Genomic DNA, 25,060 nt, shown 5'->3' with positions numbered 1-25,060 from the left:
TCAGTACTCCACTTCCTGCGAGCGCTTGCGAATCGTGGTGACCTCGTCGCGCTGATTTCCGGTGGGGCCGTGGTAGTTCAGCGCGAACGACTGCTGCGCATAGCCACCGATGAGGTGCGAGGGCTTGATCATGATCCGGGTCAGCGCATTGTGGATACCACCGCGTTTACCCTTGCCCCGCTTGACATCCGCCGTGCCTTCGATGCGCGGCACGTTCACCGCGCGGTCCTGGGCGTGATACATGAACACCGTGCCCTCGGGCATGCGGTGCGACACGATCGCGCGGGCCACCACGATGCCGTTGCGGTTGATGGCCTCGATCCAATCATTGTCGGCGACACCGATTTTCGCGGCGTCCTTGTCCGACATCCAGATCGCCTGACCGCCCCGCGAGAGCGTCAGCATGTGCAGGTTGTCCTGGTAGGCGGAGTGGATCGACCACTTCGAGTGCGGCGTCAGATACCGCACGGTCACACCGTTCTCGCTCACCTTGCCGATGCCCGGCTCGGCGAACAGCGCGGTCATGTCGAGCGGCGGCCGGTAGATCGGCAGTTGCTCGCCCAGCTCCATCATCCAGTCGTGATCGAGATAGAAGTGCTGCCGCCCGGTCAGCGTGTGCCAGGGCTTGGACCGCTCCACATTGATGGTGAACGGCGAATACCGGCGTCCGCCCGTCTCGCTCCCGGACCATTCCGGTGAGGTGATCACCGGAACGGGCCGGGCCTGCGTGTCGGCGAAGGTGATTCGCTTCCCCTCGTGTTCGGCAGCCAGATCGGCCAGCTCGGTTCCGGTGCGCCGTTCCAGCGCATGGAACCCTTCCACCGCGAGCCGGCCGTTGGTGGTGCCGGACAGTGCCAGGATCGCCTCGGCCGCGTGGGTGTCCTTGGCCAGGGACGGACGGCCCTGCGCGACACCGGAAACCACAGTGCCGTTGACGCCGCGCAGGTAATCTACCTCGATATCGGGCAGAGTGGTGACACCCTTGGTGGTGAGTCCCAGCGTTTCGACCAACGGCCCGAGCGCGGCCATCTTGTCCGCGACATTCGGGTAGTCACGTTCGACGACAACGAGTTTCGGCATGGTGACACCCGGAACGGGCTCGCATTCGCCGTGCTTCCAGTCCAGCACCCGCCCGCCGGCCTGCGCCAGCGCGTCGGCGGTGTCGTGCTGCAGCGGCACCGCGACCAGGTCCTGGCGCACGCCCAGATGCTTCTCCGCCAGCCAGGAGAACCCGCGGGCAATGCGGTGGAAGGCCTCGAAATCGGTCTTGGCCTCCCACGGCGGGGAGATGGCCGGGGAGAAGGCGTGCACGAACGGGTGCATGTCGGTGGAGGACAGGTCGTGCTTCTCGTACCAGGTGGCGGCCGGGAACACGATGTCGGAGAACAGGGTCGTGGACGTCATGCGGAAGTCCATCGACATCAGCAGATCCAGCTTGCCGGTGGCGGCCTCGTCGCGCCATTCCAGCTCCTGCGGGCGCACCCCGGTGGTCTCGGTGGTCTGCAGGTTGGAGTCCGCGCCGAGCAGGTGCTTGTGGAAGTACTCGTTGCCCTTGCCGGAGGAACCCAGCAGGTTGGCGCGCCACACCGTCAGCACGCGCGGGAAGTTCTCGGGCGCGTCGGGATCCTCGCAGGCGAAGCGGAGATCGCCCGACTTCAGGCCGTCCACCACGTAATCCGCGGGCGTCTTGCCCGCCTGCTCGGCCTCGTCGACGAGATCGAGGGGATTGCGGTTGAGCGTCGGATACGACGGCATCCAGCCCAGACGTGTTGCGAGCGCGATATTGTCGGCCGCCGTGCGCCCGGAGAACGTGCCCTTGCTCAACGGCGAGGCGAACGACTCGGAGGTGAACGGGTCGTAGCGCCACTGGTTGTTGGCCAGGTACCAGAACACGGTGCCCTGCATCTGCCGCGGCGGCCGCTGCCAGTCCGAGGCGAAAGCCAGTGTGGCCCAACCGGTCACCGGACGGCACTTCTCCTGGCCCACGTAATGCGCCCAGCCGCCGCCGTTCACGCCCTGGCAGCCGGTGAGCAGGGTCAGGGTGAAGAAGGAGCGGTAGATCTGGTCGGAGTGGAACCAGTGGTTGGTGCCCGCGCCCATGAGGATCATGGACCGGCCCTTGGAACGCTCGGCGTTGTCGGCGAATTCGCGGCCGAGGCGTTCGGCCTGTTGGGCGGGGACGCCGGTGATCGACTCCTGCCAGGCGGGAGTGTACGGCTGGGTCGCATCGTCATAGCCGGTCGGCCAACTGCCGGGCAGGCCGGACCGGGCTACGCCGTACTGCGCCAGCAGCAGGTCGAACACCGTCGTCACCCGTCGTCCCGCGATGACGGTGGTCGGCACGCCACGGGTGAGGACAGCTGCATCACTGCCCTCGGACCCACCTGGCGGCCCGTCGAAGCGGGGGAACTGCACGGCCGCAACGTCATCGGTGCGCCCGTGCAGGGTCAGCAGGGGATCGGTGTCCCCCAGGTCCAGGTTCCAGCGCCCCTTGCCCGCCTCGTTGAAGCGGTGGCCGAGAGAGCCATTGGGCACCTGCGGACTACCGTCCGCGTCCAGCAGCACCGTCTGGTGCTCGACGCCCTCGCCGGTGCGGCCGAGATCGGCGGCGGTGAGGAACTTGCCGGGCGTGAAGGTGTGACCGCTGTAGTCGCCTTCGGTGGACCAGCCGCCCTCGTGCTCGTCCAGCACCACCAGGTACGGCAGATCGGTGAAGCGCTTGATGTAGTCGTTGAAGTACGGAGTCTGCTTGTCCACGAAGAACTCTCGCAGCACCACGTGACCCATGGCCATGGCCAGGGCGGCGTCCGTACCAGGGCGTGCGGGCACCCATTCGTCGGCGAACTTGGTGTTGTCGGCGTAGTCCGGGGAGACCACCACGACCTTCTGGCCGCGGTAGCGGGCCTCGGTCATGTAGTGCGCGTCCGGGGTTCGGGTGACCGGGACATTGGAGCCCCACATGATCAGGTAGCCGGCGTCGAACCAGTCGGCGGACTCGGGCACGTCGGTCTGGTCGCCGAAGACCTGCGGGGAGGCGACGGGTAGGTCGGCGTACCAGTCGTAGAACGACAGCATCGAGCCGCCGATCAGCGAGATGAACCGGGCGCCGACCGCATGCGAGACCATGGACATGGCCGGGATCGGCGAGAACCCCGCGATGCGGTCGGGGCCGTACTTCTTGATCGTGTAAACGTGTGCGGCGGCGGCGATTTCGGCGGCTTCCCACCATTCGGCGCGCACGAACCCGCCCTTGCCGCGCGCGGACTTGTAGGCCTCGGCCCGGTCCGCGTCCTCGACAATGGACTCCCACGCCAGCACCGGATCCTTGAGCCGCGTCTTGGCGTCGCGGTACAGCTCCAGCAGCGTGCCGCGCACGTACGGGTAGCGGATGCGCGCGGGGGAGTAGGTGTACCAGGAGAACGACGCGCCACGCGGACAGCCGCGGGGCTCGTACTCCGGCTTGTCGGCGCCGACGCTCGGGTAGTCGGTCTGCTGCGACTCCCAGGTGATCACACCGTCGGAGACGTAGATCTTCCACGAGCACGAACCGGTGCAGTTCACGCCGTGCGTGGACCGCACCACCTTGTCGTGCGACCACCGATCCCGGTAGAACTCGTCGGCCTCGCGCCCGCCCACCTTGTGCAGGGTGCGCAGGTCACCGGACACCTCGCCGCGGTTGAAGTACTTCCCCAGTCGAAGCAGCGCATCGGCGGACGAGTGTCCGTTCTGCGTAATAGCCATAACGCCCCCTTCGAGCTGGAAAACCGGGCTGCTGGCTCGACTGTAGGGACGCCGGGGGAGGCATCAAAACGGTTTGCTCACAATGCTCGAAGCGCATTTGTGAGCTGTGAGATCGCCGCAATGTTCCGGTCACTGCGGGGTAGCGGCCGAGGTCACACCTTGCGGTCGCGACCTGGGAAAACCTCTTCGCAGGCAGTGAAACAAGTTCTCGGAAGGGGCTTCCGGGGCAGTGGCGGTGAAGCTTCCGAAACGGTTGGTTCTCGGTTACTTAATATTTGTTAACACACCTTCGGATTGCTGAGTGATCGCTATATCGTGCACCCATGCAACGATTCGACGGCGTCATCGAGACCGCTGCCAACGGTGGTGCATACATTCCTATTCCCCCCGACATCATCACCGCCCTCGGCGGCGGAGGCCGCATCCCAGTCCAGGCCACCTTCGACGGCATCCCGTACCGAGGCTCCATCGCCAACATGGGTGCGGGACCGTGCCTGGGACTGCTGAAGGCGATCCGCGCCGAACTCGGCAAGGGGGCTGGCGACCGGGTCGCCGTCACTGTCGAACGTGACACCGTGGAACGCACCATAGCCGTCCCCGACGACCTCGCCGCCGCACTGCGGGAGGCGGGGGTGCAGGACGCCTTCGACAGGCTCTCGTACACCAACCGCCGTGAGCACGTCACCTCCGTGACCGACGCCAAGAAACCGGAGACTCGCACTCGCCGGATCGGCAAGATCGTCGAGTCCCTCGCCGGCGGTTCTTGAAACGGATCCGATGCGTCATCTAAATTCGTTGAGGGAGTGGTCATTTCAGCTTCAGTGAGTTGAATTATCGTGGAATATAGGACATTTCGGGTTCCTCTTGGTTGGTGGCAGCGATAGAATTAGTGCATGAATTCGACGGGGGTGACACTCGACACGTGCGGCATCGCAGACCTGGCGGCCGTCGTCGAAAACCTGTCGGATTCCGTCCTGCACGCGAACCTCACTCCGCTCGCTGATGGTGAGGTCGTGGAGTTGATGCAGCGGTTGGAGACCTGCAAACGTCAACTGTCGGCACTGGATTCACGCCTGATCATCGAAGCCTGCAACCGTTCGCTGCCCGAAGGTAACGGGGCGAAAGATGTGGTGCCGTTCCTGCGGCAAACCCTGGGGTTGTCGAAGTACGACGCCTCGGTGCGGGTGAAGATCACCCGCCAGTGCGGGGAATTCTTCGAGCCGACCGGACACCTGCGCCCCGCCTCCCTCGTCAAGACCGCCGAAGCCTTTGAGGCAGGCGATATCTCGCGTGACCACGTCCGCAACATCATCGACGTGATGAACCACCTGCCCGCCGACATCCCCGCCGAGACCCGCGCCGAGGCCGAGGACATCCTGGTCGGCCACTCCCGCATCGGGTGGCCCGATGACCTGCCCAAGATCGGTCGCGACATCCTCGCCCGCGTCGACCCCGACGGCAAGGTCGTCTCCGACGCCGACCGCCGTCGCCGCCGTGGCCTGATCCTCGGCCGCCCCGGGGTGGATGGCATGTCGTGGATCGAGGGCTGGATCACCCCCGAACTGCGGGCGCTGTTGGATGCGGTGTTCGCGAAGCTGGCGCGTCCGGGTATGTGCAACATCGACGACACCGACAGCGTCGCCGCCACGGTCAAGGTCGTCCATTCCAAGGTGCTGGAAGCCGCCGCCCGCCGCGACCGCCGCGATGCCGGTCAGCGCACCCACGACGCGTTGTTCGCGTTGCTGCAGCCAGGTGTCGACCCGGCCAAGCTGGGTTCGCACCGTGGTCTGCCGGTGCAGGCCATCCTGACCATGTCCGTCGCCGACCTCGAGCGTGGGGCCGGGGTCGCGACCACTGCTTCCGGCGGCCACGTGAGCATCGACGAGGCGTTGAAGATGGCCGAGGGTACCTGCCCGGTGCTGGCGGTCCTCGATGCCGACGGGCTGCCGCTGTATCTGGGCCGCTGCGAGCGCTTGGCGACTCCGGCCCAGCGTCTGGCCCTTATCGCTCGCGACAAGGGTTGCACCCGCCCGGGATGCGATGCGCCCGCGTCGATGTGTGCGGTGCACCACATCACCGACTGGGCCAAGGATGGCCCCACGGATCTGACCAATCTGACCTTGGTGTGCGATCACTGCCACGCGCTGGTGAACGACAGTGCCGACGGCTGGAAAACCGTTGTCATGGGCAAAGATTCCCCGTATCGGGGGCGGACCGGGTGGATTGCTCCGAAACGTCTTGACCCGACGGGCACGGCTCGGGTGAATGATAGACATCACGTTGGGCAGCAGGTCGCGGCTGCCATCGATTCCAGTTGCCTGAGGTGGGGTTCACGGGCCGCATGATTCCCGGCTGCTCGTGTCGGGCTTGCGTGCGCAGGGACGGGGAAGTGTGGTCGCCTCGCCTGCCCTACCGGACTTGAGCTGACGCCAGGTTGACAGCCGCCACCCGCCGATCCCGGCCCACGGACTGCACGTATCACCTTTCACAGACACCCCCACCGCCACCTCACCGCTGATCCCCGAACCCACAACGCCCACAGTCATATTCCCGCCACGGCGATTGCCGCGGCCATCTCCACCACACTTACCTCCGTGACCGTGGAATACCTCCTGCAGTAACCCCACATGCGGCTTCAAAGGTGAGCGGGCTGGTAGGTGGAGGCGCGGACGTGAGCCCGGCCCCTCCCTTCTCCAGGCGTCTGTTGATCCTTTGTCTTTTCGTCCTTGGGCCTTGCCGCTTTACGCGAGGGCGGCGTAGAGGTCGACGCCATTCCCGTCGGGGTCGAGGACCGTGGCGTACCGCTGGCCCCAGAACGCATCGAACGGCTTCAGTTCGGCGCGGTAGCCTGCGCTGACCAGCTCTTCGAACTTCTGGTCCACCCCGGCGGGTGAGCCGCAGTCACACGCGAGACCGATTCGCCCGGCCCCGGGAACCGCCTTCCAGTCCGGATGGAATGACCGGACTGTCTGCTCGGTGTCGAGCATCAGCTTGATACCGCCGCCCAGGTCGGCGTCCACGTGCGGCTGCTGCTCGGAGCCGTCGGCGAACTCCACGCCCAGACGCCGATAGAACTCCAGCGAGGCACCCATGTCCGTCACCACGATGCCGATCACATTCAGTCGAATAGCCATACCCGAACGGTATGCGACCCCATTACGAGAGGTCTTGAAGAAATCGGACAGTCAGCGGGCGTGGACCGCGGCCAGGCGTGCGGCCCGGATCGCGTTCCAGAGTGGCCGGAGTAGGGCCTCCTGTGCGGCCACGGCGGTCGCGGAGGTGGGGGCCGAGGCTGGCTCGCGTTCGGCGACGGTGAGGATCGCGGCCACCTGGTCGGCGGTGTCGAGGATCCGCCGGGCACGCAGGGGCATCGAATCGGGGTACTTGTGCTTGGTATGTCCGGCCAGTTCGGCTTCGACGAGTTCGCGAGGCCCGACTCCGCCGGACCCGAGCCGGGTGGTCTGGAGCTGCTGGAGTGCGTCGGCGGCATCGCGGACCGCCTCCCGCATGGTGTATTCGGCTTCGCCCAGCGGCATTTCGGGTGCGAGCGCGAAGGGGATCGGTGCCGAGTAGACCCGCCATTGCAGTGCGTCGTCGTCGGTCCAGACCGGTACCAGCCCGGTACCGGACGATCCGGCCGTCCCGATCAGAATGCCTTCCTCGGCTTCGGTTGCGGCGGCGGTGAATTCGGTGCCGACCGGGAGTCCGCGCACGTCTCCGGGAATCGGCAGCACCAGCCGCATCTGCGCCTCGGGCCCGTCGATCGCTTCGCGGATGACTTTGAGCAGCACCATGATTCCCGCCCCGGCCACCGCCGCGGGCTCGTCGTCGGACGCCCACGGCAATCCGGTGCGCCCGCCGGTCACGGGATCCCCGGCGGCCACCGTCTGCTGAGGAGCCCAGGCACGCAGCGCGTCCAGCACGTCGTCGGGGGCGCTGCGGCCGGCCAGCCAGGCACCGGCCCAGACCGTCAGCGATGCACTCGGGGAACTCATGCATTCGAGGATAACTGGCGGGCTACTCCTGCTCGGTGACGAAATCGATCAGTCGTTCGACCGCGCCGATGAGCGGGGTCTCGAGATCGCGGTAGGAGTTGACCGCGTTGTAGACGCGCCGCCACCCGTCCTGCGGCGTTCCCCAGCGTAGCCGCTGGCAGATGCCGGTTTTCCAGTCCTCGCCGCGTGGGACATCGGGCCAGGCGGGGATGCCGACGGCCTGCGGGCGGACGGCCTGCCACACGTCGATGTAGGGGTGGCCGGTGACGAGGACGTGCGCGCCCAGGCCCTGGGTCAGGCCGGATTCCTTGGAGCCTGTGACCAAATGGTCGACCAGGACTCCGACGCGCCGGGTCGGTCCGGGCTGGAATCCGGCGAGTTTGGCGCCGAGATGGTCGAGGCCCTCGAGCTGTTCGACCACCACGCCCTCGACCCGCAGATCGTGTCCCCACACCCGTTCGACCAGAGCGGCGTCGTGCACACCCTCCACCCAGATGCGGCTGGCCTTCGCGACGCGCGCCTTCAGCCCGTCGACGCGGGTCGATCCCGAGGCGGATCGGGTGGGCTGCGTGGGCGCGGCGGCGGTCGGCTTCACGAGTGTCACCGGCTGCCCGTCGATCAGAAAGGCGGCTTCCCGCAGCGCGAACAGCCGGACCCGCCCACTGCGATCCTCGAGTTTGACGAACTCGCCGTCGTAGCTGCGATCGAAACCCACTACGGCGCCGCAGAATCCGGTGGCCGCGTCCTCGGCGACGAGGTCGCGTTCGGCGACCACGCGGGGCACCTCCCGTTTCTGCTTGCGCGCATGCCCGGAGAAGATGTCGCCGTACCGTTGGTGCCCACTCACCGCGTCGAGATTACCGGCGGTGAGCGGGAATCCCCCTCGCGCCGCGCCCATTCCGATATGTCCGGTAGAAAGCGCGGAGTGATCACGAATACCGGCCGTAACCCGCGATTACGGTTACTGTTGGTGACGTGGCCGCAATAGTTTGGCTGGTCGCGGGGATCCTGCTCGCGGCGGCCGAGATGCTCACGGGCAGTCTCGTGCTGATCATGCTGGGTGTTGCCGCGCTCATCACTGCGGGCGCCAACGCGCTCACCGGCTCGTCGGTACTCATCGACGCGGTGGTGTTCAGTGTCTCGTCGATTGCCCTGCTCGTACTGGTCCGCCCATTCCTGTTGCGGCGCTACGCGATTCCGCCGCCGCATCAGACCGGGGTGGACGCGTTGCCCGGCAAGACCGCGAAGGTGCTCGAAACGGTCGACGAGCACGGCGGTCGCGTGAAGCTCGGTGGCGAGGTGTGGAGCGCGCGTCCCTATGACGCCGCGGAGTCCTATCCCGTCGGTTCGACCGTGTACATCATGAGGATCGACGGCGCCCACGCCGTCGTCATGAAAGGGCCGTGATGGCTGTACTGATAGTCGCCGTCGTACTCATACTCCTGGTCGTGGTGGTGGTCTTCAAATCGGTGGCCCTGGTGCCGCAGGCCGAGGCCGCCGTGATCGAGCGGCTGGGCCGGTATTCGCGGACGGTGTCCGGGCAGCTGACCTTCCTGGTGCCGTTCGCCGATCGGGTGCGCGCCAAGGTGGATCTGCGCGAGCGGGTGGTGTCGTTCCCGCCGCAGCCGGTCATCACCCAGGACAACCTGACCGTGCAGATCGACTCGGTGGTCTACTTCCAGGTCACCAGTCCGCAGGCCGCGGTCTACGAGATCTCCAATTACATTGCGGCCGTGGAACAGTTGACGATCACCACGCTGCGCAACGTGGTCGGCGGCATGACCCTCGAAGAGACCCTGACTTCCCGCGACCAGATCAACACCCAGCTGCGCGGGGTGCTCGACGAGGCCACCGGCCGCTGGGGTCTGCGGGTGTCGCGCGTCGAGCTGAAGGCCATCGATCCGCCGCCGTCGATTCAGGAATCGATGGAGAAGCAGATGAAGGCCGACCGTGAGAAGCGCGCCATCATCCTCACCGCGGAAGGTCAGCGGGAGGCGTCGATCAAGACGGCCGAGGGCCAGAAGCAGGCGCAGATCCTCGCGGCCGAAGGCTCCAAGCAGTCGGCCATCCTCTCCGCCGAGGGCGAGCGGCAGTCCCGCATCCTGCGCGCGCAGGGTGAGCGGGCCGCCGCCTACCTGCAGGCGCAGGGTCAGGCCAAGGCCATCGAGAAGGTGTTCGCCGCGATCAAGAACGGCAAGCCGACTCCCGAGCTGCTGGCCTACCAGTACATGCAGACCCTGCCGCAGGTCGCCAAGGGCGACGCCAACAAGGTGTGGCTGGTGCCCAGCGATTTCGGCAAGGCCCTCGAGGGCTTCGCGCGCGGCTTCGGCAAGCAGGGCGAGGACGGCGTGTTCCGGTACGAGCCGTCCGAGGACGGTGCGGCCGCGGAAGCGCCCGAGAACGATGCCGACGAGGTGGCCGACTGGTTCGACACCGCCACCGACCCGGCCACCCAGCGGGCCGTCCGGGCAGCCGAGGCGGATGCGCGGGCACCGGTCGAGCCGGTCGGTTTGCCGCAGACCTCGACACGGCCGAATCTGGAACAGCGGTCCCCGCAGCAGCAGCCGGTGCAGCCGCAGTACCGCCAGGAGCCCCCGGACCAGCGCTGGCAGAACCCGCCTCCGCCGCCGCGTCCGCTGGGCCGCTGACAGTCCGGGGTATCGAACACGGGGATCGAATCAGGAACTGGGGCCCTCTCGACACTGTCGAGAGGGCCCCAGCTGATTGCGTGGCGAGTGCCGCGGATCAGTTCTGCGAGCCGCCGAAGTGCTCACCCGCGATGGAACGTGAGGGCTCACCGTCGACGCCGACCGGCACGTCGCCCTCCAGGGTCGTCCGGTAGAGCACGCGGGTCACGTCCAGGTGGGTGAGGTCGCCGGGTGCGAGGTGCGCGGTGGCCCGGTTGTCCCAGAACGCGACACTGCCCTTCTCCCAACGGAATCGGACCGTGTACGCCGGATCGGAGAGTTCGGCGTAGAGCAGTTCCAGCAGCGCGTCGCTCTGGCGCGGGCTGAGGCCGACGATGCGGGTGGTGAAGCCCGGGTTCACGAACAGCACGCGTTCGCCGGTCACCGGATGCACCCGCACCACCGGGTGTTCGGTGATCAGCGGTGCGGCCGCGACCCGTTTGGCGTAGTCGCTCTCCGCGTCCCAGGCGGGCAGCTTGCCGCCGAATCGGTGTTCGGCGCGCAGTCCGTCGAGGAAGGACTTGAGCGAATCCGGCAGGCCCGCGTAGGCGGCGGCGAGGTTGGTCCACTGGGTGTCGCCGCCGCGCTCGGGCGCGATCTCGGCCCGCAGCAGCGAGGCCGCCGGCGGGTTGATGAGCGGCGAGACGTCGGTGTGCCAGTGGTTGGTGTAGCTGAATTTCTTCTTCCCGAACCGCTTTTCGTACAGGCGGCTGTCGACGGCGAGGATCTCCGGGTACTCGGTGGGCGCGTCATCGTCGTACGGGTGCGAGGGCGTGACCGCGCCGAATCGCCGGGAGAAGGCGATCTGTTCGGCGTGCCCGATGTGCTGGTCCCGGAAGAACAGCACCTTGTATTCGTGCAGCGCAGCGGTGAGTACCGCGATCTGCTCGTCGGTGAAGTCGTCGCGCAGGTCGATGCCGCTGATCTCGGCGCCGATATACCCGGCGACGGGTCCGATGCGGAAGGTGCCGACCTGGTTCTCGGTTGCGGTGGTCATGTGCTTTCCTTTCAGATCTCAGGCGGTCGCCTGGGTACGGGCGGGGGCGAATTGGCTTTCCACGGGCGCGAGTCCGTAGTGGCCGCGCAGGGTCGGGGCGGTGTAGTCGGTGCGGAACAGGCCGCGCTCCTGCAGGATCGGGACCACGCGGTCGGCGAAGTCCTCGAGCCCGCCGGGCAGGTAGGGCGGCATGATGTTGAAGCCGTCGGCCGCGCCCTGGTCGAACCAGGACTGGAGTTCGTCGGCGATCTGTTCGGGCGTGCCGGCGAAGGTGCGGTGGCCGCGGCCGCCGCCGAGTTTGCCGATGAGCTGGCGGACGGTCAGGTCCTCCTTCTCGGCGAGCTCCTTGACGAGGGTGAACCTGCTCTTGCCGCCTTGGATGTCGCTTTCCTGCGGCAAGGGCGGCAGCGGTGCGTCGAGGGCGTGCTCGGTGAGGTCGACGCCGAGCAGGGTGGAGAGCTGCCGCAGCGCGTAGTCGGGGGAGATGAGGTCTGTGAATTCCTGCTCGAGTGCGCGGGCTTCGGCCTCGGTGTCGGCGATGAAGGGGACCAGGCCGGGCAGGACCTTGAGGTCGTCGGCGGAGCGGCCGTATTTGGGCAGCCGGGACTTCAGGTCGCGGTAGAACTTCTGCCCCTCCTCGATGGTGCGCTGCGCGGTGAACACCGCTTCGGCGTGGCGGGCGGCGAATTCCTTTCCGCTCTCGGAGGATCCGGCCTGCACCAGCAGCGGGCGGCCCTGGGGACTGCGAGGCGAGTTCAGCGGGCCCCGGACCTGGAAGCGTTCGCCGCGGTAGTCGAGAGTGTGAACCTTGTCGGGGTCGGCGAAGATGCCGGTCTCCGGGTCGAGCACGATGGCATCGGATTCCCAGCTGTCCCAGAGCCGCACCGCCAGATCGACGAATTCGTCGGCTCGCTCGTAGCGGCGGGCGTGCTCGGGGATGGCGTCGTAGCCGAAGTTGAACGCCTCGTCCTCGCTACCCGAGGTGACGATGTTCCAGCCGGCCCGGCCGCCGCTGATGTGGTCGAGGGACGCGAATTTCCGTGCCAGGTTGAAGGGTTCGTTGTAGGTGGTGGAGGCGGTCGCGATCAATCCGACGTGCTCGGTGACGGCGGCGATGGCGGCGAGCAGGGTGATCGGCTCGAAGACGGAGAGCGCGTTGCGCTTGATCCGGGGTCCGACGGCCAGCCCGTCGGCGAAGAACACCGAGTCGAGCTTGCCGCGTTCGGCGATGCGGCCCAGTTCCTGGAAGTGCTTCACATCCAGGACCCGATGCTCCTCGGTGCGCGGATGCCGCCAGGCGGCCTCGTGGTGGCCGACGCCCATGAGGAAGGCGTTCAGGTGGAAGGTCTTGCGTGCGTTGGACATAGAAGAGGGTTCCTTCGACGGATTTCAGTGGGCGCGCCAGCGGGACAGCCGTCGCTCGATGGCCACGAGCACGCCGTTGTAGGTGAGTCCGACCACGGCGATGGCCACGATCCCGGCGTACATGTCCGGAATCTGGAAGTTCTGCTGGGCGGCGGTGATCAGGTAGCCGAGCCCGGAGCGGGCCCCGAACATCTCGGCGGCGATGAGCACCAGGATCGATCCGGACGCGGCCATGCGGATGCCGGTGAAGATCGACGGCACGGCGGCGGGCAGGATCACCTTCTGGAACAGGCGGAGCGGTGAGAACCCGAGCGAGACAGCAGATTTCACGAGCAGCGGATCGACCGTCCGCACCCCGCTGATGGTGTTGAGCAGAATCGGGAAGAACCCGGCGTACACCACCAGCGCGATCTTGGAGGTCTCGCCGATGCCGAGGATCAGGATGAACACCGGCAGCAGCGCCAGGGCGGCGGTATTGCGGAACAGTTCCAGCACCGGGCTCAGGAACTCCGCCACCGGCCGATACCAGGCAATGGCCACACCCACCGGAATGGCCGCGACCAGGGCGATCGAGAAGCCGATGAGCGACCGGGTCACGCTGGCCGAGACGTGTTCCCACAGTTGGCCGTTGCGGATGAGCTCGAGCCCGGCCTGCACGACCGTCGAGAACGGCGGCAGGAACACCTCGTCCACCAGCCCCAGCCGTGGCGCGGCTTCCCACAGGGCGAGGAAGGCCGCGATCACGATGGCGGGCTTGCCGATTCGCCATGCGATGCTGGCGACGGTGGGCAGCGCGGCCGGAGCACGCCGGGTTTCCGTGTGGGTGCCGTCGCCGGTGCCGGCCGGCTCCGGACGGAGATCGATGGATGCTTCGACGAGTTGCAGTGCGCTAGACATGGGAGCTCCTCTTGTCGGCGGTGAGCGCGGCCTGCTCGAGGTCCTGTGCCCGCGCGACCTCGTCGTGCAGCAGGGACCAGACGTGATGGCGTAGTTCGCGGAATCGTTCGCTGGAACGGATATCCGGATCCCCGGCACGGTCGAGGTCGATGTCCACGACCGCCTTGATCCGCCCGGGCCGCGAGGTCAGCACCGCCACGCGCTGCCCCAGGTACACCGCCTCGTCGATGCCGTGGGTGATGAACAGCACCGTCTTGCCGGTGGCCCGCCAGATCCGTAACAGCTCGTCCTGCAACGACTCCCGGGTCTGGGCGTCGAGGGCGGCGAAGGGCTCGTCCATCAGCAGCACCTCCGGGTCGAAGGCCAGGCTGCGGGCGATGGCGACCCGCTGTTTCATGCCGCCGGACAGTTCGTGCGGATAGCGGTTCCCGAATCCGGCCAGGCCGACCAGTTCGAGATAGTGCTCGGCGATCTCGCGGCGTTCGCGGCGGCGAATGCCCTTGGCCTCCAGCCCGAATTCGATATTCGCCCGGGCGGTGCGCCAGGGCAGCAGCGCGTACTGCTGGAAGACGATCCCGCGGTCCAGGCCGGGTCCCGTGACGGGCGCTCCGTCCAGCAGGATCTGTCCGGAGGTGGGTTTGCCGAGCCCGCCGAGCAGATCCAGCAGGGTGGACTTGCCCGAGCCGCTGGGCCCGACCAGGACCAGGAACTCACCGTCCCGCACATCGACGCTGATATCGGCGAGCGCGGTGAAACTCTCCTGCTCCCCGCGCACGGCGAATTCCTTGCTGACCCCGGTGAGCGCGAGTTTGACGGTCGCGGAACTCATTTCGCCACCGCCTCACCGCTGGGACCGCTGGTGGCCGGATAGGTGCCGTTGGCGTAGGGATTGTCCTTGTTGGTGTAGAGGTCCTTGGCCGCGAGCTTGCCCGCGGGCAGTTCCCCATTGCGGACCAGCCAGTCGATCCAGATCTGCAGTTCGCGTTCGGCGATCACGCCGCCGGGGACGGGGATACCCGAGCTCTTGTAGTACTGCAGCAGTCCGGTGTTCTCGTTGCGCCCGCGCTTGTGGATGATGTCGGCGAACCGCGCCACCACCTCGTCGCGCGGTGTGACCTGCAGCCAGCGGGTGGCCCGTGCGGTGCCCTGCACGAAATCGGCGACGGCCGCGGCATGCGACTTCAGGTAGTCGTTGCGGAAAACGTAAGTGCCGTAATCGAACTGTCCGAACAGATCCTTGTCGGTGTAGAGCGGATGCACTCCGCCCCGCCCGACGGCGGTGTCACGGAAGACGCCGCCGAGCGCGGCCACATCGATCTGGCCATTGCGCAGCGCGTCCTCGGTACTGGCGGGCGGCAACACGACCAGCTGGACCTGCTTGATCTCCTGATCGCTGAGCCCCTGGTCGTGCAGCCACTGCCGGGTGATGAACTCGTGGTGCGCACCAAGGGTGTTGACGCCGACCTTCTTGCCGATGAGGTCGCGCGCGGAGGTGATGCCGGAATTGTCGCGGACGAAGTAGCCGGTGAAGTTGAGTTCGTCGGCCCCGTAGGAGCTGAGGACAGCGGTGACGGGAGCGCCGCCCGCGACCAGCTTGATGACGGCGCCGTTGAAGGCGCTGCCGAATTCGACCTGCTTGGTGGCGGCGGCCTGGATATTGGCCGGGCCGCTGGTGGTGTCGCCCTCCCAGTGGAGGTCGATCTTGCTGAAGTAGCCGAGGTCGGCGGCCAGTTCGAAGGCGGAGACCTGACCGGTCGAGCCCTGATAGCGGAGGACGGTCCTACCGTCGGCGGTCGTGCCCGCGTCGGTTTTCGCGCAGCCGGTGAGCAGGACCAGAGCACTGGAGACGGCGAACGCGGCGGCGAGGGCGCGGCGCACCCGGGTCCGGCGGGGAGGGAATGCCATAGGGGAGTCTTTCGGTGAATACGACTGTCGCTCGGTGGGATTCGAGGGCTGGGCGACAACAGAGCGTCATGGGGATTCCTTTGCCGGACAGGGGAACTGGCGATGATTCGGCGGTGCTCACATGCTGCGATGGGCGCTGCGGTGCGGCAACCGGCGTTTCACCATGTGGAAATCAGCGTGAGCGAAACTCGGCGGCGGCGGGCACCGCGCCGTCGGTGGTCTGGAACAGCGGTGCGATCCGGCCCGCGGCGATCCGCATGGCGGGCACGACGGCCCGGATCAGCTCGCTGTCCAGGCGGGCCGAGCGGGCCTGCACCGCCAGCGCCCCGTGCACCTGCCGGCCGGGCCCGACGATGGGCACCGCCAGGGCGCGGATGGGGTCGTCGGTCTCGATCAGCTCGGAGGCGAAGCCGGTGCGGCGGACCCGGTCCAGGTCGACGTCGGCGGCGGCGCGGGCGGGGGAGTGGGCCAGCAGGGCGTGGCCCGCCGCGCTGGCGTGCAGGGACTGCCGGGACCGTGGCACCTGGTGGTGGCAGAAGTGGATCGGTGGTCGGGCCTGGAAGACGGTGAGCGCGTCGCTGTCGTCCATCACGCTCACGCTGACCGTGATCCTGATGCCCGCGGCGAGCGCGTACAGATGCGGCGCAGCGGACTCCAGACCCAGCCGGGCGAGTGCGGGCCGGGCCAGGGTCGCCAGCCCGTGCCCGACGCGGTAACGATCACCGGCCGGGCCCTGCTCGAGCAGGCCGCCACGCACCAGCGCCTGGGCGAGACGGTGTGCGGTGCTGACGGGCAGCCGGGCCCGCTGGGCGAGTTCGCTCAGCGACAGCTCCGGATCGTCGCCGTGGAAGCAATTCAGCACCTGGATCGCACGGTCGACAGCGCGTGCTCCGGAGCGGGGTTCATCGGCCATGGAGGCACTATGGTCAGGGCGCTGAACTGGGGCAATGATTGTGCGCACCGCGATCCGAGCCGGTCGGAGGGCGATTTCGGGGCGCGGATCGTTTTGTTTCGTGTTTGTATTGCGCGATCGAGGTCACTATTTTCGCGTGACCTCCGTCACAAAATAGTTTACGAATTCCAGAAATGTCATTCGACGAAATTCCGATGCGAACTGCAAAAACGGATTGAGTATCCCAGACATCGATCTGTCAACTGCCCGTGATCGTTACGTTATCTAACGTGATTGATCCGTTACCGTCGTTTCATGGCTCGGATTCAACCGGGCCCCGCTCGAATCGACGAACACCGGCAACTCCGTCCCGCGATTCGAGAGCAACCGAGAAACCCCTGGGGACGGGGACCCGCAGCCGAGAGCGCGGGCCGGCGGGCGCAGGCGAGGAAATACCTTATGCATCGCAACCGGAAGCTCACCACCCGCACATTCGCCGCCGCTGCGGCCATCGGTGCGCTCGTGTCCATCCCGTTCGCGCTGTCCACCGCGACCGCCTCGGCCGCCGGGCACAACTGGGACGCTGTCGCGCAGTGCGAGAGCAGCGGCAACTGGGGCGCCAACACCGGCAACGGGTTCTACGGCGGTCTGCAGTTCACCCAGAGCACCTGGAACGCCTACGGTGGTGGCGGCAGTGCTGCCAACGCCAGCCGCGAGGAGCAGATCCGCGTCGCGGAGAACGTGCTCGCCGGTCAGGGTGCGGGCGCATGGCCCGTGTGCGGCGCCTACCTGTAATTCAGGTTTCGCGTCGGTTCGAAACGTCCGATGGCCCGTTCCGCAAAGTCGCGGCACGGGCCATCGTCGTATTCATGATCAAACGTGGGCTGCGTAGATCGCCTTCGCCAATTCGGTTTTGAGGGCCTGGAATTCGGGTGTCGCGGTGACGGTGATGGCCGGGCACCCGCCTCGTCATCGCCCGGTGATACGACCTCTCGGTCCACGATGATTCGCCCCGGACGGGCACCCATGACCAGGACCCGGGTGGACAGGAATACCGCCTCCTCCACCGAATGGGTCACGAACACAATGGTTTTGCCCGATTCGCGCCACAGTCGCAGCAGCTCCACCTGCAGCCGCTCCCGGGTGGGCTGATCCAGTGCCCCGAACGGTTCGTCCATGAGGATGATGCGCGGATCGTTGACCAGCACCCGGCGGCCGATCACCTGGATCCGATTCGCGCCCAGGGAGCGCGCGGCGTTGATCCGGTCGGCCGTCAGCGTGATTCTGAAGGGTGAATGTGGGTCGGACCGGAGTCAACCCTCTTCCCACGGTCTTCGCCTGTGGCTAGAGTAACCGCGTTACTCGAGTAACGGTGTTACTCGCGAGTCCGCAGAGAAAGCAGAAAATGTCTGGACAACGCCGTCCGAATCCTGGGAAGCGACACACGTCCCGGAAGGTCGATCACGCCCTCGCCATCGCGGCGGCGCTGTGCGTGACCGCCGCCGGTGCCGCCGCCGTTCCGGGGTCGGCCTCCGCCGATCCGGTCAACGACTTCTATGTTCCCCCTGCGCAATTCGATTCGACGCGCGGAGCGATCATCAAGACCACCGATATCTCGGCCTACCTGGCGCAGCCGGCGGACAACGGAGTCTGGCCGTTGCCCGCCGAACAGGTCATGTACACGACCCGGATGCAGGACGGCACGCCCGTCGCGGCGACCGGTGTCTTCCTCGATTCCACCCGGCCCTGGCACGGGTCCGGGCCGCGGCCCACCATCGTCATCGCGCCCGGCACCACCGGTCAGGGCGATCAATGCGCGGTGTCGCTGGCCTTCTCGACCGGGATGTACGCGAGCATCACGCCGCCGACCTTCTCCGCGAACCAGGAGGCGATCTCGGCGCTGGCGTGGAATTCGCTGGGCGCCCGCGTCTTCGTGGCGGACTACATCGGCATGGGAACACCGGGGACCCATACCTATGTCAACCGCGTCGAGGAGGCCCACGCCGTCCTCGACGCCGCGCGCGCGGCCAACAACCTCGCCGGTTCCGGCGATGACACACCGCTGGCGCTGTGGGGGTACTCCCAGGGTGGCGGCGCCACGGCCGCAGCGGTCGAGATGCAACCCGACTACGCCCCCGAACTGAACCTGAAGGGAACGTGGGCGGGCGCGCCGGTCGCGGATCTGACCGAGGTGCTGAAGCGGGCCGACGGCAGTCTGATCAGCGGCGTGATCGGGTTCGCGCTCAACGGTTTCGTCGCGCGCTACCCCGATCTGCAGCCGATTCTGGACGAACGCACCACGCCGGAGGGCAAGGCGCTGCTGAGCGACCTGGGCAACGAGTGCATCGGTGATGTGATCCTGAAGCACCCGTTCCTGCGCAGCACCGAATTCACCGTCGATCATCGGCCGATGATCGATCACCTCGAGGAGGTCCCCGAGGCCGAGGACATCCTGCGGCAGCAGCACATCGGAAACCTCACTCCGGCAAGCCCGGTCCTGATCACCAGCGGCCGCAACGACGACACCGTCCCCTACGGTCAGGCCCGGCAACTCGCCACCGAGTGGTGCGGCAGGGGCGCCACCGTCAGCTTCCGGACCGACGAGCTGCCCCCGATCCTGCCCGGGGCCACCCTCCCGAACCATTTCGGCCCCGAATTGATCGACGGCTTCGGCACCGACAATGCGATCGGCTACCTGGTCGATCGCCTCGACGACGTGCCGATCTCGGGCTGCACCCTCGACTGACTTCCGCCGCGAAAACCCCCGCGCTGCTGTCCATTTCGTCCTGACCGCAGTGGCGTGGGGGCGGAGCGCGGGGGTGGGGCCGGCTCGCGAATAGCGATCGTGCCGGTCCGTCCACAGGAGTAACGTGTCCCGCACCGAGGCCGGAACCGGGGCAAAGTCGCATCGGTTGGGGGGACGGAATGGCGACCCGCAGAACCATTTTGCGTGCAGGCGCACTGCTTCCGATGGCTGCGGCGTGCACCCCCTTCGTGTCCGGGCCGAATTCCGACACGGTGAAACTCGCGGTGCCCTGGGGCGGCGCGGAGTTGCGGGCATTCGAGGACGTGCTCGCCGATCTGCGGGATTCCCACCAGTTTTCGCACAGCACGCAGGTATTCACCCTGGGCGACGATGTGGGGACGGTGTTCTCGGCCGGCCGGTACACGCCGGACATCGTGGTGTTGCCGCAACTCGGGCAGATAACCCGATTGGCGCAGGACGGGCGGCTGCGCGCGCTCGACGAATCATTGTGGGGCGATGATCGGAAGGCGCCGCGTTATGCCCACGGATGGTGGGAACTGGTGCATGTCGAGACGGTGTCCGGCAATCGGCTCTACGGACTGCCGTTCAAGGCCTCCTGCAAATCGCTGGTGTGGTTCGACCTGGCGAAGTTTCGACGGCTCGGCCTGCCGCCACCGGGCAGCTGGGCGCCGTGGCAGTGGCCCGTCCTGCTGGACCGCCTGGCGCGCAGTGGAACCCACCCGTTGGCGCTGGGCGCGGCCGACGGCTGGATGCTCGCCGACTTCTTCGCGAATGTGCTGCTCGCCCAGTCACCCGACGCCTACGAGAGCGTGGTGCGCCCGAACGATTGGCGTCCCGGGCAGCGGCGTGCCGAAATCACCCGGGCACTCGAGACCCTCGCCGGAATCTGGGGATTTCCGAATGCCTTTCCCGGCAGTATCGGCCGAGCGCTCACCCAGCAATTTCCCGATGCCGTGCGCGAGGTGTTCGCCAGAGGTGACGCGGCCATGGTGGTGGCGCCAGATTTCGCCGAGCCGATAGTCAGGAGTTGTTTCCGCGGCGATGACGTGGCGATGAAACAGGCCGTCGGGGTGTCGCTGTTTCCGAGCATCCTCCCCGGATTCCGCGACGGCCCGGTGATCGGCGGCGGCGACATCATGGTCCTGACCCGATCGGCCAAAGACGCGGCGGGCGAACTGATCCGCCTGCTGTCGCTGCCCGATGCCCCGGACAGCTGGATCGGAAAGGAAGGCGGATTCATCGCACCCGACCTGCGCACCCGCCCGGCCTATTCGGCCATGCTCGAACCCCTCGGTCCGCGCGTCCGCTCCTGGACCGAATTCGACCTGGCCGACCGCATCGGTTCGCGGGGCGGCGACAATCCGCTGTGGGGGATCATCACGCAATTCCTGATGGATCTCGATGGCACTGGGGATTCGTCGCAGCGCGCCGCCGCGGCCGTCCGCACCGCCGTGGACGCCATCTACGAGCTGGAACGCAATCGGCAGGGGTGAGATACGCGTGTATTCGGTGCATTCCAACGGCCTCGAACTGACACTCGCCACTCGCAGGCTGTCGGGGCCGCTGGTACCGGGCCGGCATCCGCACGTCGAGGTCGTGGTCAACTACCTGGTCCGGGCACCGGCCGTCGTGCTGATGGGGCTGCTGCTGGTGGCTCCGGCGCTGTACACCGTCGGGCTCGGCGCGCGCACGCATCCGGGGCTCGCCCTCGGCTGCGGACTGCAACTGTTCGGTGGCGGCACGCTGCTCGTCGTCGACCGGCGGCGGCTGCGCACCGGAATGGCTGCCCTGCCAAGCCTGTTCGCGTTCACCGTGTGGGCGTTCGCGGCCGCGCTCGGGCTCGGTTGCCTGGCGGCCGGATCCCTGGTGGTGTGGCGGGAGCTGCCCCGCGCGAGCCGCAGCGCGTACCTGCATACCGCGGGCTGGGTGGCGCTGGCCATCGTCCTGGTCGGTGTGGCCCTGGTGCTGGCCTGGCCCAGCCGACGCCTGCCGTGGCTGTGGTGGCCGTTCATCGTGCCGTTCGGCGTCTCGGCCTTCACCTCGGGGATCGCCTTCCGGCTGATACTCGAAACCGTCACGCGCGGACGATATTTCAGCGGTGTCGCAGCGGAACGCTATGCGTTCGAAGCGGTTCTGGTGGCGGCCTTCGTCTGGACCTGGCTCGGGCTGCTGGTCGGCCTGTTCCGCGCCGCCATCCTCGCGATCGAGGACGATCCGGTGCGCGCCCCGGAACTGGCCGGCGGTCCGCGCTGGCTCACCCCGATCCGGTTGTGGGCGCAGGTGCGGCCCGTCGCCTCCGTGGCCTTCCTGGTGGTGGCGGTCGCCGCGGCCCGGGTATTCGACGCGGTACTCGGTGCCGTGCCACGGTCGCTGCAACACGATGTCGGCACCGCGACCGTGGAATGGTGGCGTCTCAACAGTGCGTGCGAGGCGAATTCGTGCGGCGAAGCGGCCGCGTACGCCCTGCCATTGACGGCCGCTCTCGTGCTGGCCGCGCTGTTCGCGCAGGATCGGATCAATGTGCGCCGCCCGAGCGGTCCGCGTCCGCTGCGCCCGCGCCCCTCCGCGTGGCGCGAGCACCTGCCCCTGTGGCGGGCCATCCCGCGCTGGCTGCTGGTGGGAGTCGCCGTGCTGGTGGTGCTGTCGCCGATCGGGGAGCTGGTCTACGTCGCGCTGCACGGGACCGTCGGGCCGAAAGCCGTTGGCGTACCAGCTGTCACGATCGATCCGGCCCTGCGCGACGCACTGCGCACCACCCTGACCGTGGCGGTCCCCGCGACCGCGATGGTCGTGGCCTTCGCACTGCCGGTCGCCCACTGGCTGGCCGCCGCGCGCGTCCGAATCGCGGTGCCCTGCCTGGTGATTCTGACCGTCCTGCCCGCCCAGATGTATCTGGGCGCACTGCAGCGGGTGATCGGGTCCTCCGGCTGGTTCGGCACCCTGGTCCCCTTGATCTTCACCCATGCCGCCGCGGGACTGCCGATCTCGATTCTCGTCCTGCGCGGAGCCCTCCTCGCACCGGCCTACACCCCGGCCGCCGACGCCCTGTACGGACTGGCATCGCTGCGCACCATCGTCGCCCGGCTGGGTGCCGTGGTGCCGGCCGTCGTCGCGGTGGCGGTGCTGGAGTTCATCCAGGTGTGGAACGACTTCTTCATCGGACTGCTGGTCAACGGCACCGGGGGCAGCCCGTGGTCGCTGCTGCTGTGGGGCTACACCCGCCAATTCGACGAGAGCTCCGCCCAACTCGCGACCGGGGCGCTGGTCTCGGCGGTCGTCCCGCTGGTGCTGCTGCTGGTGTGCTGGCGACGCTGGCTGGTGCCGGGCCTGGCCGGGGGAGCGCGGATATGAGCGAAACCGAATCCGCGCCCGGCGGACCCGAGTCCACCGAGCTGGCCCGCGAGAGCCGCAGCCTCATGGCCACGCCGAAATCCGCGGTGTGGCAGTGGCTGCTGGGCGCACCGGCGCTGGTGGGCATCGGTATCGCCACCCTGATCGCCAATGTGATGACCGACGCGTTCAAGGCGAACCCCGCCGTGCGGTGGACCGAGTCCGCCGTCGGGTGGGTCGTTCTCGCCTACTTCCTCACCGAATCCGCCCGGCGCGGTTATCGATTGGTGCAGGATCGCGCCGGGCTCAGGGGTCCGCGACCCGTGGAGTTGCCCGATCCCGGAGCGGCCTGGGGGCCGGAGCCCGAGCCGGAGACGAACCCGGAGTTGCGGGGCAATTGGGCCGCGGCCGTGCTCCGCGAGCTGCCCATTCGAACCTATGAGACCGGGGTGCTCCTCGACGTGCTCGGGGCGAGCGCCGCGGCCCGGCTCCCCGCCACCACGGCGGAGACCGAAACACCCTCCGCACCGCGACTATTGGCGAGCCTGACCAGAGCGGGCGCGGTGGAGCCGATGCCGCCGGGGCGCTACCGGCTGGCCGAGGTCCCACCCGCCGGCGAGGATCCCGCCATCACCGAGACACCCGAGTGGCGGGCCGCGCTCGCGGTGCTGCTCCGCAGGCACGCCGAGGAGGCCACGCTGTGGGCGCGGGCGCTCGATCTTCCGGCACACGCCGTGGTCGCGCGCCGCTGGTTCGAGAACGAAGAGCCCCGGCTCTGTCTCCTTCTACGCAACTGTGCGCAACGGGCCGAACCGGAAGCGGGACAGGCGAACAACACCCTGCTGAACCGGGTCCGCGCGGTGGTGCCGGATCTGGCCGCGATCGCCGACGCGCTGGACATCTGGTATGCGCGCACCGGACGCGCGGAGGACAGCCCGGGTACGGGCGGCGGCCCGCACGACCCCGGCCCGGCGGCAGCGATGGTGACGATCACGTCCGTGACCCGATACGGCCCGCTGCATGCGCTGGCCGATATCCGCGCGACGGTGCCGGAGCGGCGACCGGCGCGCTACAGCCCGTGGACGGTGTCCCGCAGCCTGCGCGCTCGCGCCCTGCACCGACAGGCCCTGGAGGCCATGGACACCACGGACGCGAATCTGAGCAAGGCGGTCAACCTCCTGGAACAAGCGTGGTGGCTGCTACCGCGCGAAGACGTCGCCGGTGAGGTGTGCGCCCTGGTGAACATGGCGATCGCGCACCTCGTGCAGGGGCGGCACACCGCCGCACGCGACCGCCTGGAACTGGCCGAATCCATGGCCGCGGGCGGGCGCGACCCCAGCGGGCTGGCCCACGTGCACGAAATCGCGGGTGTTCTCGACTGGTCGGTGGGCGAACCGCGGCATGCGCTGGTGCGATGGCAGACCGCCCTGGGCGAATGGCGCGAGCTCGCCGACGATCTCGGCACCGGCCGGTGCCTGCAACATCTGGGGTCGGCCGCGGCGGTCGAACCGACGCTCGCCGCGTTTCTCCTCGACTCCGATGGTGCCGCACCGGCCGAGGTGGTCCGTCAGGCCATCGGCTGGCTGGTCCGGGCACACGACCTCGACAGCGCGCTGAATTACGCCGAGGCACACCAGGATGACCTGCTCGCGCAACTGAACGAGCTGATCGAACCCGCACCGCCCCTGGATTCGCTACCTGGCTTCGACCAGTGGCCGCTGCCGCCGCCCGATCAGGCGACCGGCTCCGGCTGAGCCTCGGGTTCCGCCACGGCCATCCTCGCGTCCAGGACCAGCCCGATCACGCCGACCGCCAAACAGGCTGCCGTGACGATCAATTGGGCGGGGGAGGTGCGATTGGTGAGGGCGTCGCCCAGCAGCACCGTGCCCACGGTGCCCGGGATGATGCCGATGAAGGTGGCGATCAGGTACGGGCTGAACCGGATCGAAGACAGTGCGGCGCAATAGTTCACGATGGAGAACGGCGCGAACGCGATCAGCCGCAGCGATCCGATCGCCAGCCAGCCCCGCCGCGCCAACCGGGTGTCGACCGCCTGCACGGTCGGATGGGTGAGCCGCGCGCGCACCCGCTCGTGATCGAGGGCGCGCACCAGCCACAGCGCCAGCACCGCACTGAGTGTCGTGGCGGCGAGGGCCAGTGTGAGTCCCTCCACCGAGCCGAACAGCATGCCCGCGCTGAGGGTGAAGATGGTGCGCGGGAAGGGCGCGACACAGACCAGCGTGTGCACCGCGAAGAACACCAGCGGCAGCAGCGGCCCGACCGAGTCGGCCCACTGCCGGATCTGCTGGGGTGCCGGGTGCGGTGCGAAGGCGGCCAGCGCGAAAAGTAGCCCGCAGCCGATCAGCAAGGCCAGATTTCGCGGTTGACGGAGACGGCTGAGCAGCCCGGATACCCGCTCGAGCGGCACACGCACGGTTGTTGGCACCGCGCCAGGTTACCCGCTGGTAGTGAGACTCCGGAGAC

At 67.8% G+C, this 25,060-nt stretch carries 21 protein-coding genes; 9 read left to right on the top strand and 12 right to left on the bottom strand.

What is annotated here, in order from left to right:
- On the bottom strand, positions 1-3,741 hold the full coding sequence (locus tag ACFXN1_RS37320) for a nitrate reductase subunit alpha (RefSeq protein ID WP_379445404.1): 3,741 nt from the start codon (positions 3,739-3,741) through the stop codon (positions 1-3).
- Positions 3,742-4,064: 323 nt separating this feature from the next.
- On the opposite strand from ACFXN1_RS37320, the gene ACFXN1_RS37315 reads away from it, so the two are divergent.
- Both ACFXN1_RS37315 and ACFXN1_RS37310 read left to right on the top strand, forming a co-directional pair.
- A complete protein-coding gene (locus ACFXN1_RS37315) occupies positions 4,065-4,508 on the top strand; it encodes a YdeI/OmpD-associated family protein (RefSeq protein ID WP_379445405.1) in 444 nt (147 codons plus the stop codon).
- A 126-nt stretch (positions 4,509-4,634) separates the two neighbouring features.
- A complete protein-coding gene (locus tag ACFXN1_RS37310; protein WP_379463811.1) occupies positions 4,635-6,086 on the top strand; it encodes a DUF222 domain-containing protein in 1,452 nt (483 codons plus the stop codon).
- 396 nt (positions 6,087-6,482) lie between these two features.
- Here ACFXN1_RS37310 and ACFXN1_RS37305 read toward each other — a convergent pair whose 3' ends face one another.
- The 3 genes from ACFXN1_RS37305 to ACFXN1_RS37295 are packed head-to-tail and all read right to left on the bottom strand — an operon-like array spanning position 6,483 to position 8,583.
- On the bottom strand, positions 6,483-6,875 hold the full coding sequence (locus ACFXN1_RS37305; RefSeq protein WP_379442147.1) for a VOC family protein: 393 nt from the start codon (positions 6,873-6,875) through the stop codon (positions 6,483-6,485).
- Between the two features lie 51 nt (positions 6,876-6,926).
- A complete protein-coding gene (locus ACFXN1_RS37300) occupies positions 6,927-7,736 on the bottom strand; it encodes a hypothetical protein (RefSeq protein WP_379402658.1) in 810 nt (269 codons plus the stop codon).
- A gap of 22 nt (positions 7,737-7,758) precedes the next feature.
- A complete protein-coding gene (locus tag ACFXN1_RS37295; RefSeq protein WP_379442146.1) occupies positions 7,759-8,583 on the bottom strand; it encodes a DUF3097 domain-containing protein in 825 nt (274 codons plus the stop codon).
- A 128-nt stretch (positions 8,584-8,711) separates the two neighbouring features.
- Between ACFXN1_RS37295 and ACFXN1_RS37290 the strand changes: the two genes are divergently transcribed.
- The gene (locus tag ACFXN1_RS37290; RefSeq protein WP_379442144.1) at positions 8,712-9,143 is read left to right on the top strand and encodes an NfeD family protein; all 432 of its coding nucleotides are present in this window, start codon (positions 8,712-8,714) and stop codon (positions 9,141-9,143) included.
- Positions 9,143-10,384 (top strand): SPFH domain-containing protein, encoded by a 1,242-nt coding sequence (locus ACFXN1_RS37285; protein ID WP_379402656.1) that lies wholly within the window; start codon positions 9,143-9,145, stop codon positions 10,382-10,384. Before ACFXN1_RS37290 ends, ACFXN1_RS37285 begins: the two co-directional genes overlap by 1 nt.
- Positions 10,385-10,481: 97 nt before the next feature.
- Here the strand turns inward: ACFXN1_RS37285 and ACFXN1_RS37280 are convergent, their stop codons facing one another.
- The 6 genes from ACFXN1_RS37280 to ACFXN1_RS37255 form a co-directional block, all read right to left on the bottom strand.
- Positions 10,482-11,420, bottom strand: coding sequence for a TauD/TfdA dioxygenase family protein (locus tag ACFXN1_RS37280; RefSeq protein WP_379442143.1), 939 nt, complete (start codon positions 11,418-11,420; stop codon positions 10,482-10,484).
- 18 nt (positions 11,421-11,438) lie between these two features.
- Complete coding sequence (locus ACFXN1_RS37275; protein ID WP_379442141.1) at positions 11,439-12,785, bottom strand: LLM class flavin-dependent oxidoreductase; 1,347 nt, start codon at positions 12,783-12,785, stop codon at positions 11,439-11,441.
- A 24-nt stretch (positions 12,786-12,809) separates the two neighbouring features.
- Positions 12,810-13,682 (bottom strand): ABC transporter permease, encoded by an 873-nt coding sequence (locus ACFXN1_RS37270; RefSeq protein WP_379442139.1) that lies wholly within the window; start codon positions 13,680-13,682, stop codon positions 12,810-12,812.
- Entirely contained in the window at positions 13,675-14,511 is an 837-nt protein-coding gene (locus ACFXN1_RS37265) for an ABC transporter ATP-binding protein (protein WP_379402652.1), read from the bottom strand. Before ACFXN1_RS37265 ends, ACFXN1_RS37270 begins: the two co-directional genes overlap by 8 nt.
- On the bottom strand, positions 14,508-15,587 hold the full coding sequence (locus tag ACFXN1_RS37260) for an ABC transporter substrate-binding protein (RefSeq protein WP_379442137.1): 1,080 nt from the start codon (positions 15,585-15,587) through the stop codon (positions 14,508-14,510). The genes ACFXN1_RS37265 and ACFXN1_RS37260 overlap by 4 nt, the downstream gene beginning before the upstream one ends.
- A gap of 172 nt (positions 15,588-15,759) precedes the next feature.
- The gene (locus tag ACFXN1_RS37255) at positions 15,760-16,500 is read right to left on the bottom strand and encodes an IclR family transcriptional regulator (protein WP_379402650.1); all 741 of its coding nucleotides are present in this window, start codon (positions 16,498-16,500) and stop codon (positions 15,760-15,762) included.
- 438 nt (positions 16,501-16,938) lie between these two features.
- On the opposite strand from ACFXN1_RS37255, the gene ACFXN1_RS37250 reads away from it, so the two are divergent.
- Positions 16,939-17,274: a transglycosylase family protein gene (locus tag ACFXN1_RS37250; RefSeq protein ID WP_354849276.1), complete on the top strand. Its 336-nt coding sequence runs from the start codon at positions 16,939-16,941 to the stop codon at positions 17,272-17,274.
- Here the strand turns inward: ACFXN1_RS37250 and ACFXN1_RS37245 are convergent.
- Complete coding sequence (locus ACFXN1_RS37245; RefSeq protein ID WP_379442136.1) at positions 17,265-17,687, bottom strand: hypothetical protein; 423 nt, start codon at positions 17,685-17,687, stop codon at positions 17,265-17,267. The two genes, ACFXN1_RS37250 and ACFXN1_RS37245, sit on opposite strands and share 10 nt — an antisense overlap.
- 197 nt (positions 17,688-17,884) lie before the next feature.
- Between ACFXN1_RS37245 and ACFXN1_RS37240 the strand changes: the two genes are divergently transcribed.
- The 4 genes from ACFXN1_RS37240 to ACFXN1_RS37225 all read left to right on the top strand — a co-directional run bounded on the left by ACFXN1_RS37240 (position 17,885) and on the right by ACFXN1_RS37225 (position 24,330).
- Positions 17,885-19,225, top strand: coding sequence for a lipase family protein (locus ACFXN1_RS37240; RefSeq protein ID WP_379442134.1), 1,341 nt, complete (start codon positions 17,885-17,887; stop codon positions 19,223-19,225).
- A 224-nt stretch (positions 19,226-19,449) separates the two neighbouring features.
- Entirely contained in the window at positions 19,450-20,739 is a 1,290-nt protein-coding gene (locus ACFXN1_RS37235) for an ABC transporter substrate-binding protein (protein ID WP_379442133.1), read from the top strand.
- Positions 20,740-20,746: 7 nt separating this feature from the next.
- Complete coding sequence (locus ACFXN1_RS37230; protein ID WP_379442132.1) at positions 20,747-22,597, top strand: hypothetical protein; 1,851 nt, start codon at positions 20,747-20,749, stop codon at positions 22,595-22,597.
- A complete protein-coding gene (locus ACFXN1_RS37225; protein ID WP_379442130.1) occupies positions 22,594-24,330 on the top strand; it encodes a hypothetical protein in 1,737 nt (578 codons plus the stop codon). The genes ACFXN1_RS37230 and ACFXN1_RS37225 overlap by 4 nt, the downstream gene beginning before the upstream one ends.
- On the opposite strand, the gene ACFXN1_RS37220 is transcribed toward ACFXN1_RS37225, so the two are convergent.
- Positions 24,309-25,022, bottom strand: a complete 714-nt coding sequence (locus tag ACFXN1_RS37220) for a TVP38/TMEM64 family protein (protein WP_379442129.1) — start codon at positions 25,020-25,022, stop codon at positions 24,309-24,311. The two genes, ACFXN1_RS37225 and ACFXN1_RS37220, sit on opposite strands and share 22 nt — an antisense overlap.
- Positions 25,023-25,060 lie beyond the last annotated feature (38 nt).

The sequence above is a fragment of the Nocardia sp. NPDC059154 genome, from assembly GCF_042755705.1.
Taxonomy (GTDB): domain Bacteria; phylum Actinomycetota; class Actinomycetes; order Mycobacteriales; family Mycobacteriaceae; genus Nocardia.
The sequence above is the reverse complement of the archived record's forward strand: the minus strand, read 5'-3'. Positions and strand labels throughout refer to the sequence as shown.

Excerpts from the sequence above, each read along its gene's own strand:
- ACFXN1_RS37275 (WP_379442141.1), bottom strand. The coding sequence starts at position 12,785 with ATGTCCAACGCACGCAAGACCTTCCACCTGAACGCCTTCCTCATGGGC.
- ACFXN1_RS37235 (WP_379442133.1), top strand. The coding sequence starts at position 19,450 with ATGGCTGCGGCGTGCACCCCCTTCGTGTCCGGGCCGAATTCCGACACG.
- ACFXN1_RS37285 (WP_379402656.1), top strand. The coding sequence starts at position 9,143 with ATGGCTGTACTGATAGTCGCCGTCGTACTCATACTCCTGGTCGTGGTG.
- ACFXN1_RS37310 (WP_379463811.1), top strand. The coding sequence starts at position 4,635 with ATGAATTCGACGGGGGTGACACTCGACACGTGCGGCATCGCAGACCTG.
- ACFXN1_RS37225 (WP_379442130.1), top strand. The coding sequence starts at position 22,594 with ATGAGCGAAACCGAATCCGCGCCCGGCGGACCCGAGTCCACCGAGCTG.
- ACFXN1_RS37280 (WP_379442143.1), bottom strand. The coding sequence starts at position 11,420 with ATGACCACCGCAACCGAGAACCAGGTCGGCACCTTCCGCATCGGACCC.
- ACFXN1_RS37270 (WP_379442139.1), bottom strand. The coding sequence starts at position 13,682 with ATGTCTAGCGCACTGCAACTCGTCGAAGCATCCATCGATCTCCGTCCG.
- ACFXN1_RS37255 (WP_379402650.1), bottom strand. The coding sequence starts at position 16,500 with ATGGCCGATGAACCCCGCTCCGGAGCACGCGCTGTCGACCGTGCGATC.
- ACFXN1_RS37305 (WP_379442147.1), bottom strand. The coding sequence starts at position 6,875 with ATGGCTATTCGACTGAATGTGATCGGCATCGTGGTGACGGACATGGGT.
- ACFXN1_RS37320 (WP_379445404.1), bottom strand. The coding sequence starts at position 3,741 with ATGGCTATTACGCAGAACGGACACTCGTCCGCCGATGCGCTGCTTCGA.
- ACFXN1_RS37300 (WP_379402658.1), bottom strand. The coding sequence starts at position 7,736 with ATGAGTTCCCCGAGTGCATCGCTGACGGTCTGGGCCGGTGCCTGGCTG.
- ACFXN1_RS37315 (WP_379445405.1), top strand. The coding sequence starts at position 4,065 with ATGCAACGATTCGACGGCGTCATCGAGACCGCTGCCAACGGTGGTGCA.
- ACFXN1_RS37240 (WP_379442134.1), top strand. The coding sequence starts at position 17,885 with ATGTCTGGACAACGCCGTCCGAATCCTGGGAAGCGACACACGTCCCGG.
- ACFXN1_RS37265 (WP_379402652.1), bottom strand. The coding sequence starts at position 14,511 with ATGAGTTCCGCGACCGTCAAACTCGCGCTCACCGGGGTCAGCAAGGAA.
- ACFXN1_RS37260 (WP_379442137.1), bottom strand. The coding sequence starts at position 15,587 with ATGGCATTCCCTCCCCGCCGGACCCGGGTGCGCCGCGCCCTCGCCGCC.
- ACFXN1_RS37250 (WP_354849276.1), top strand. The coding sequence starts at position 16,939 with ATGCATCGCAACCGGAAGCTCACCACCCGCACATTCGCCGCCGCTGCG.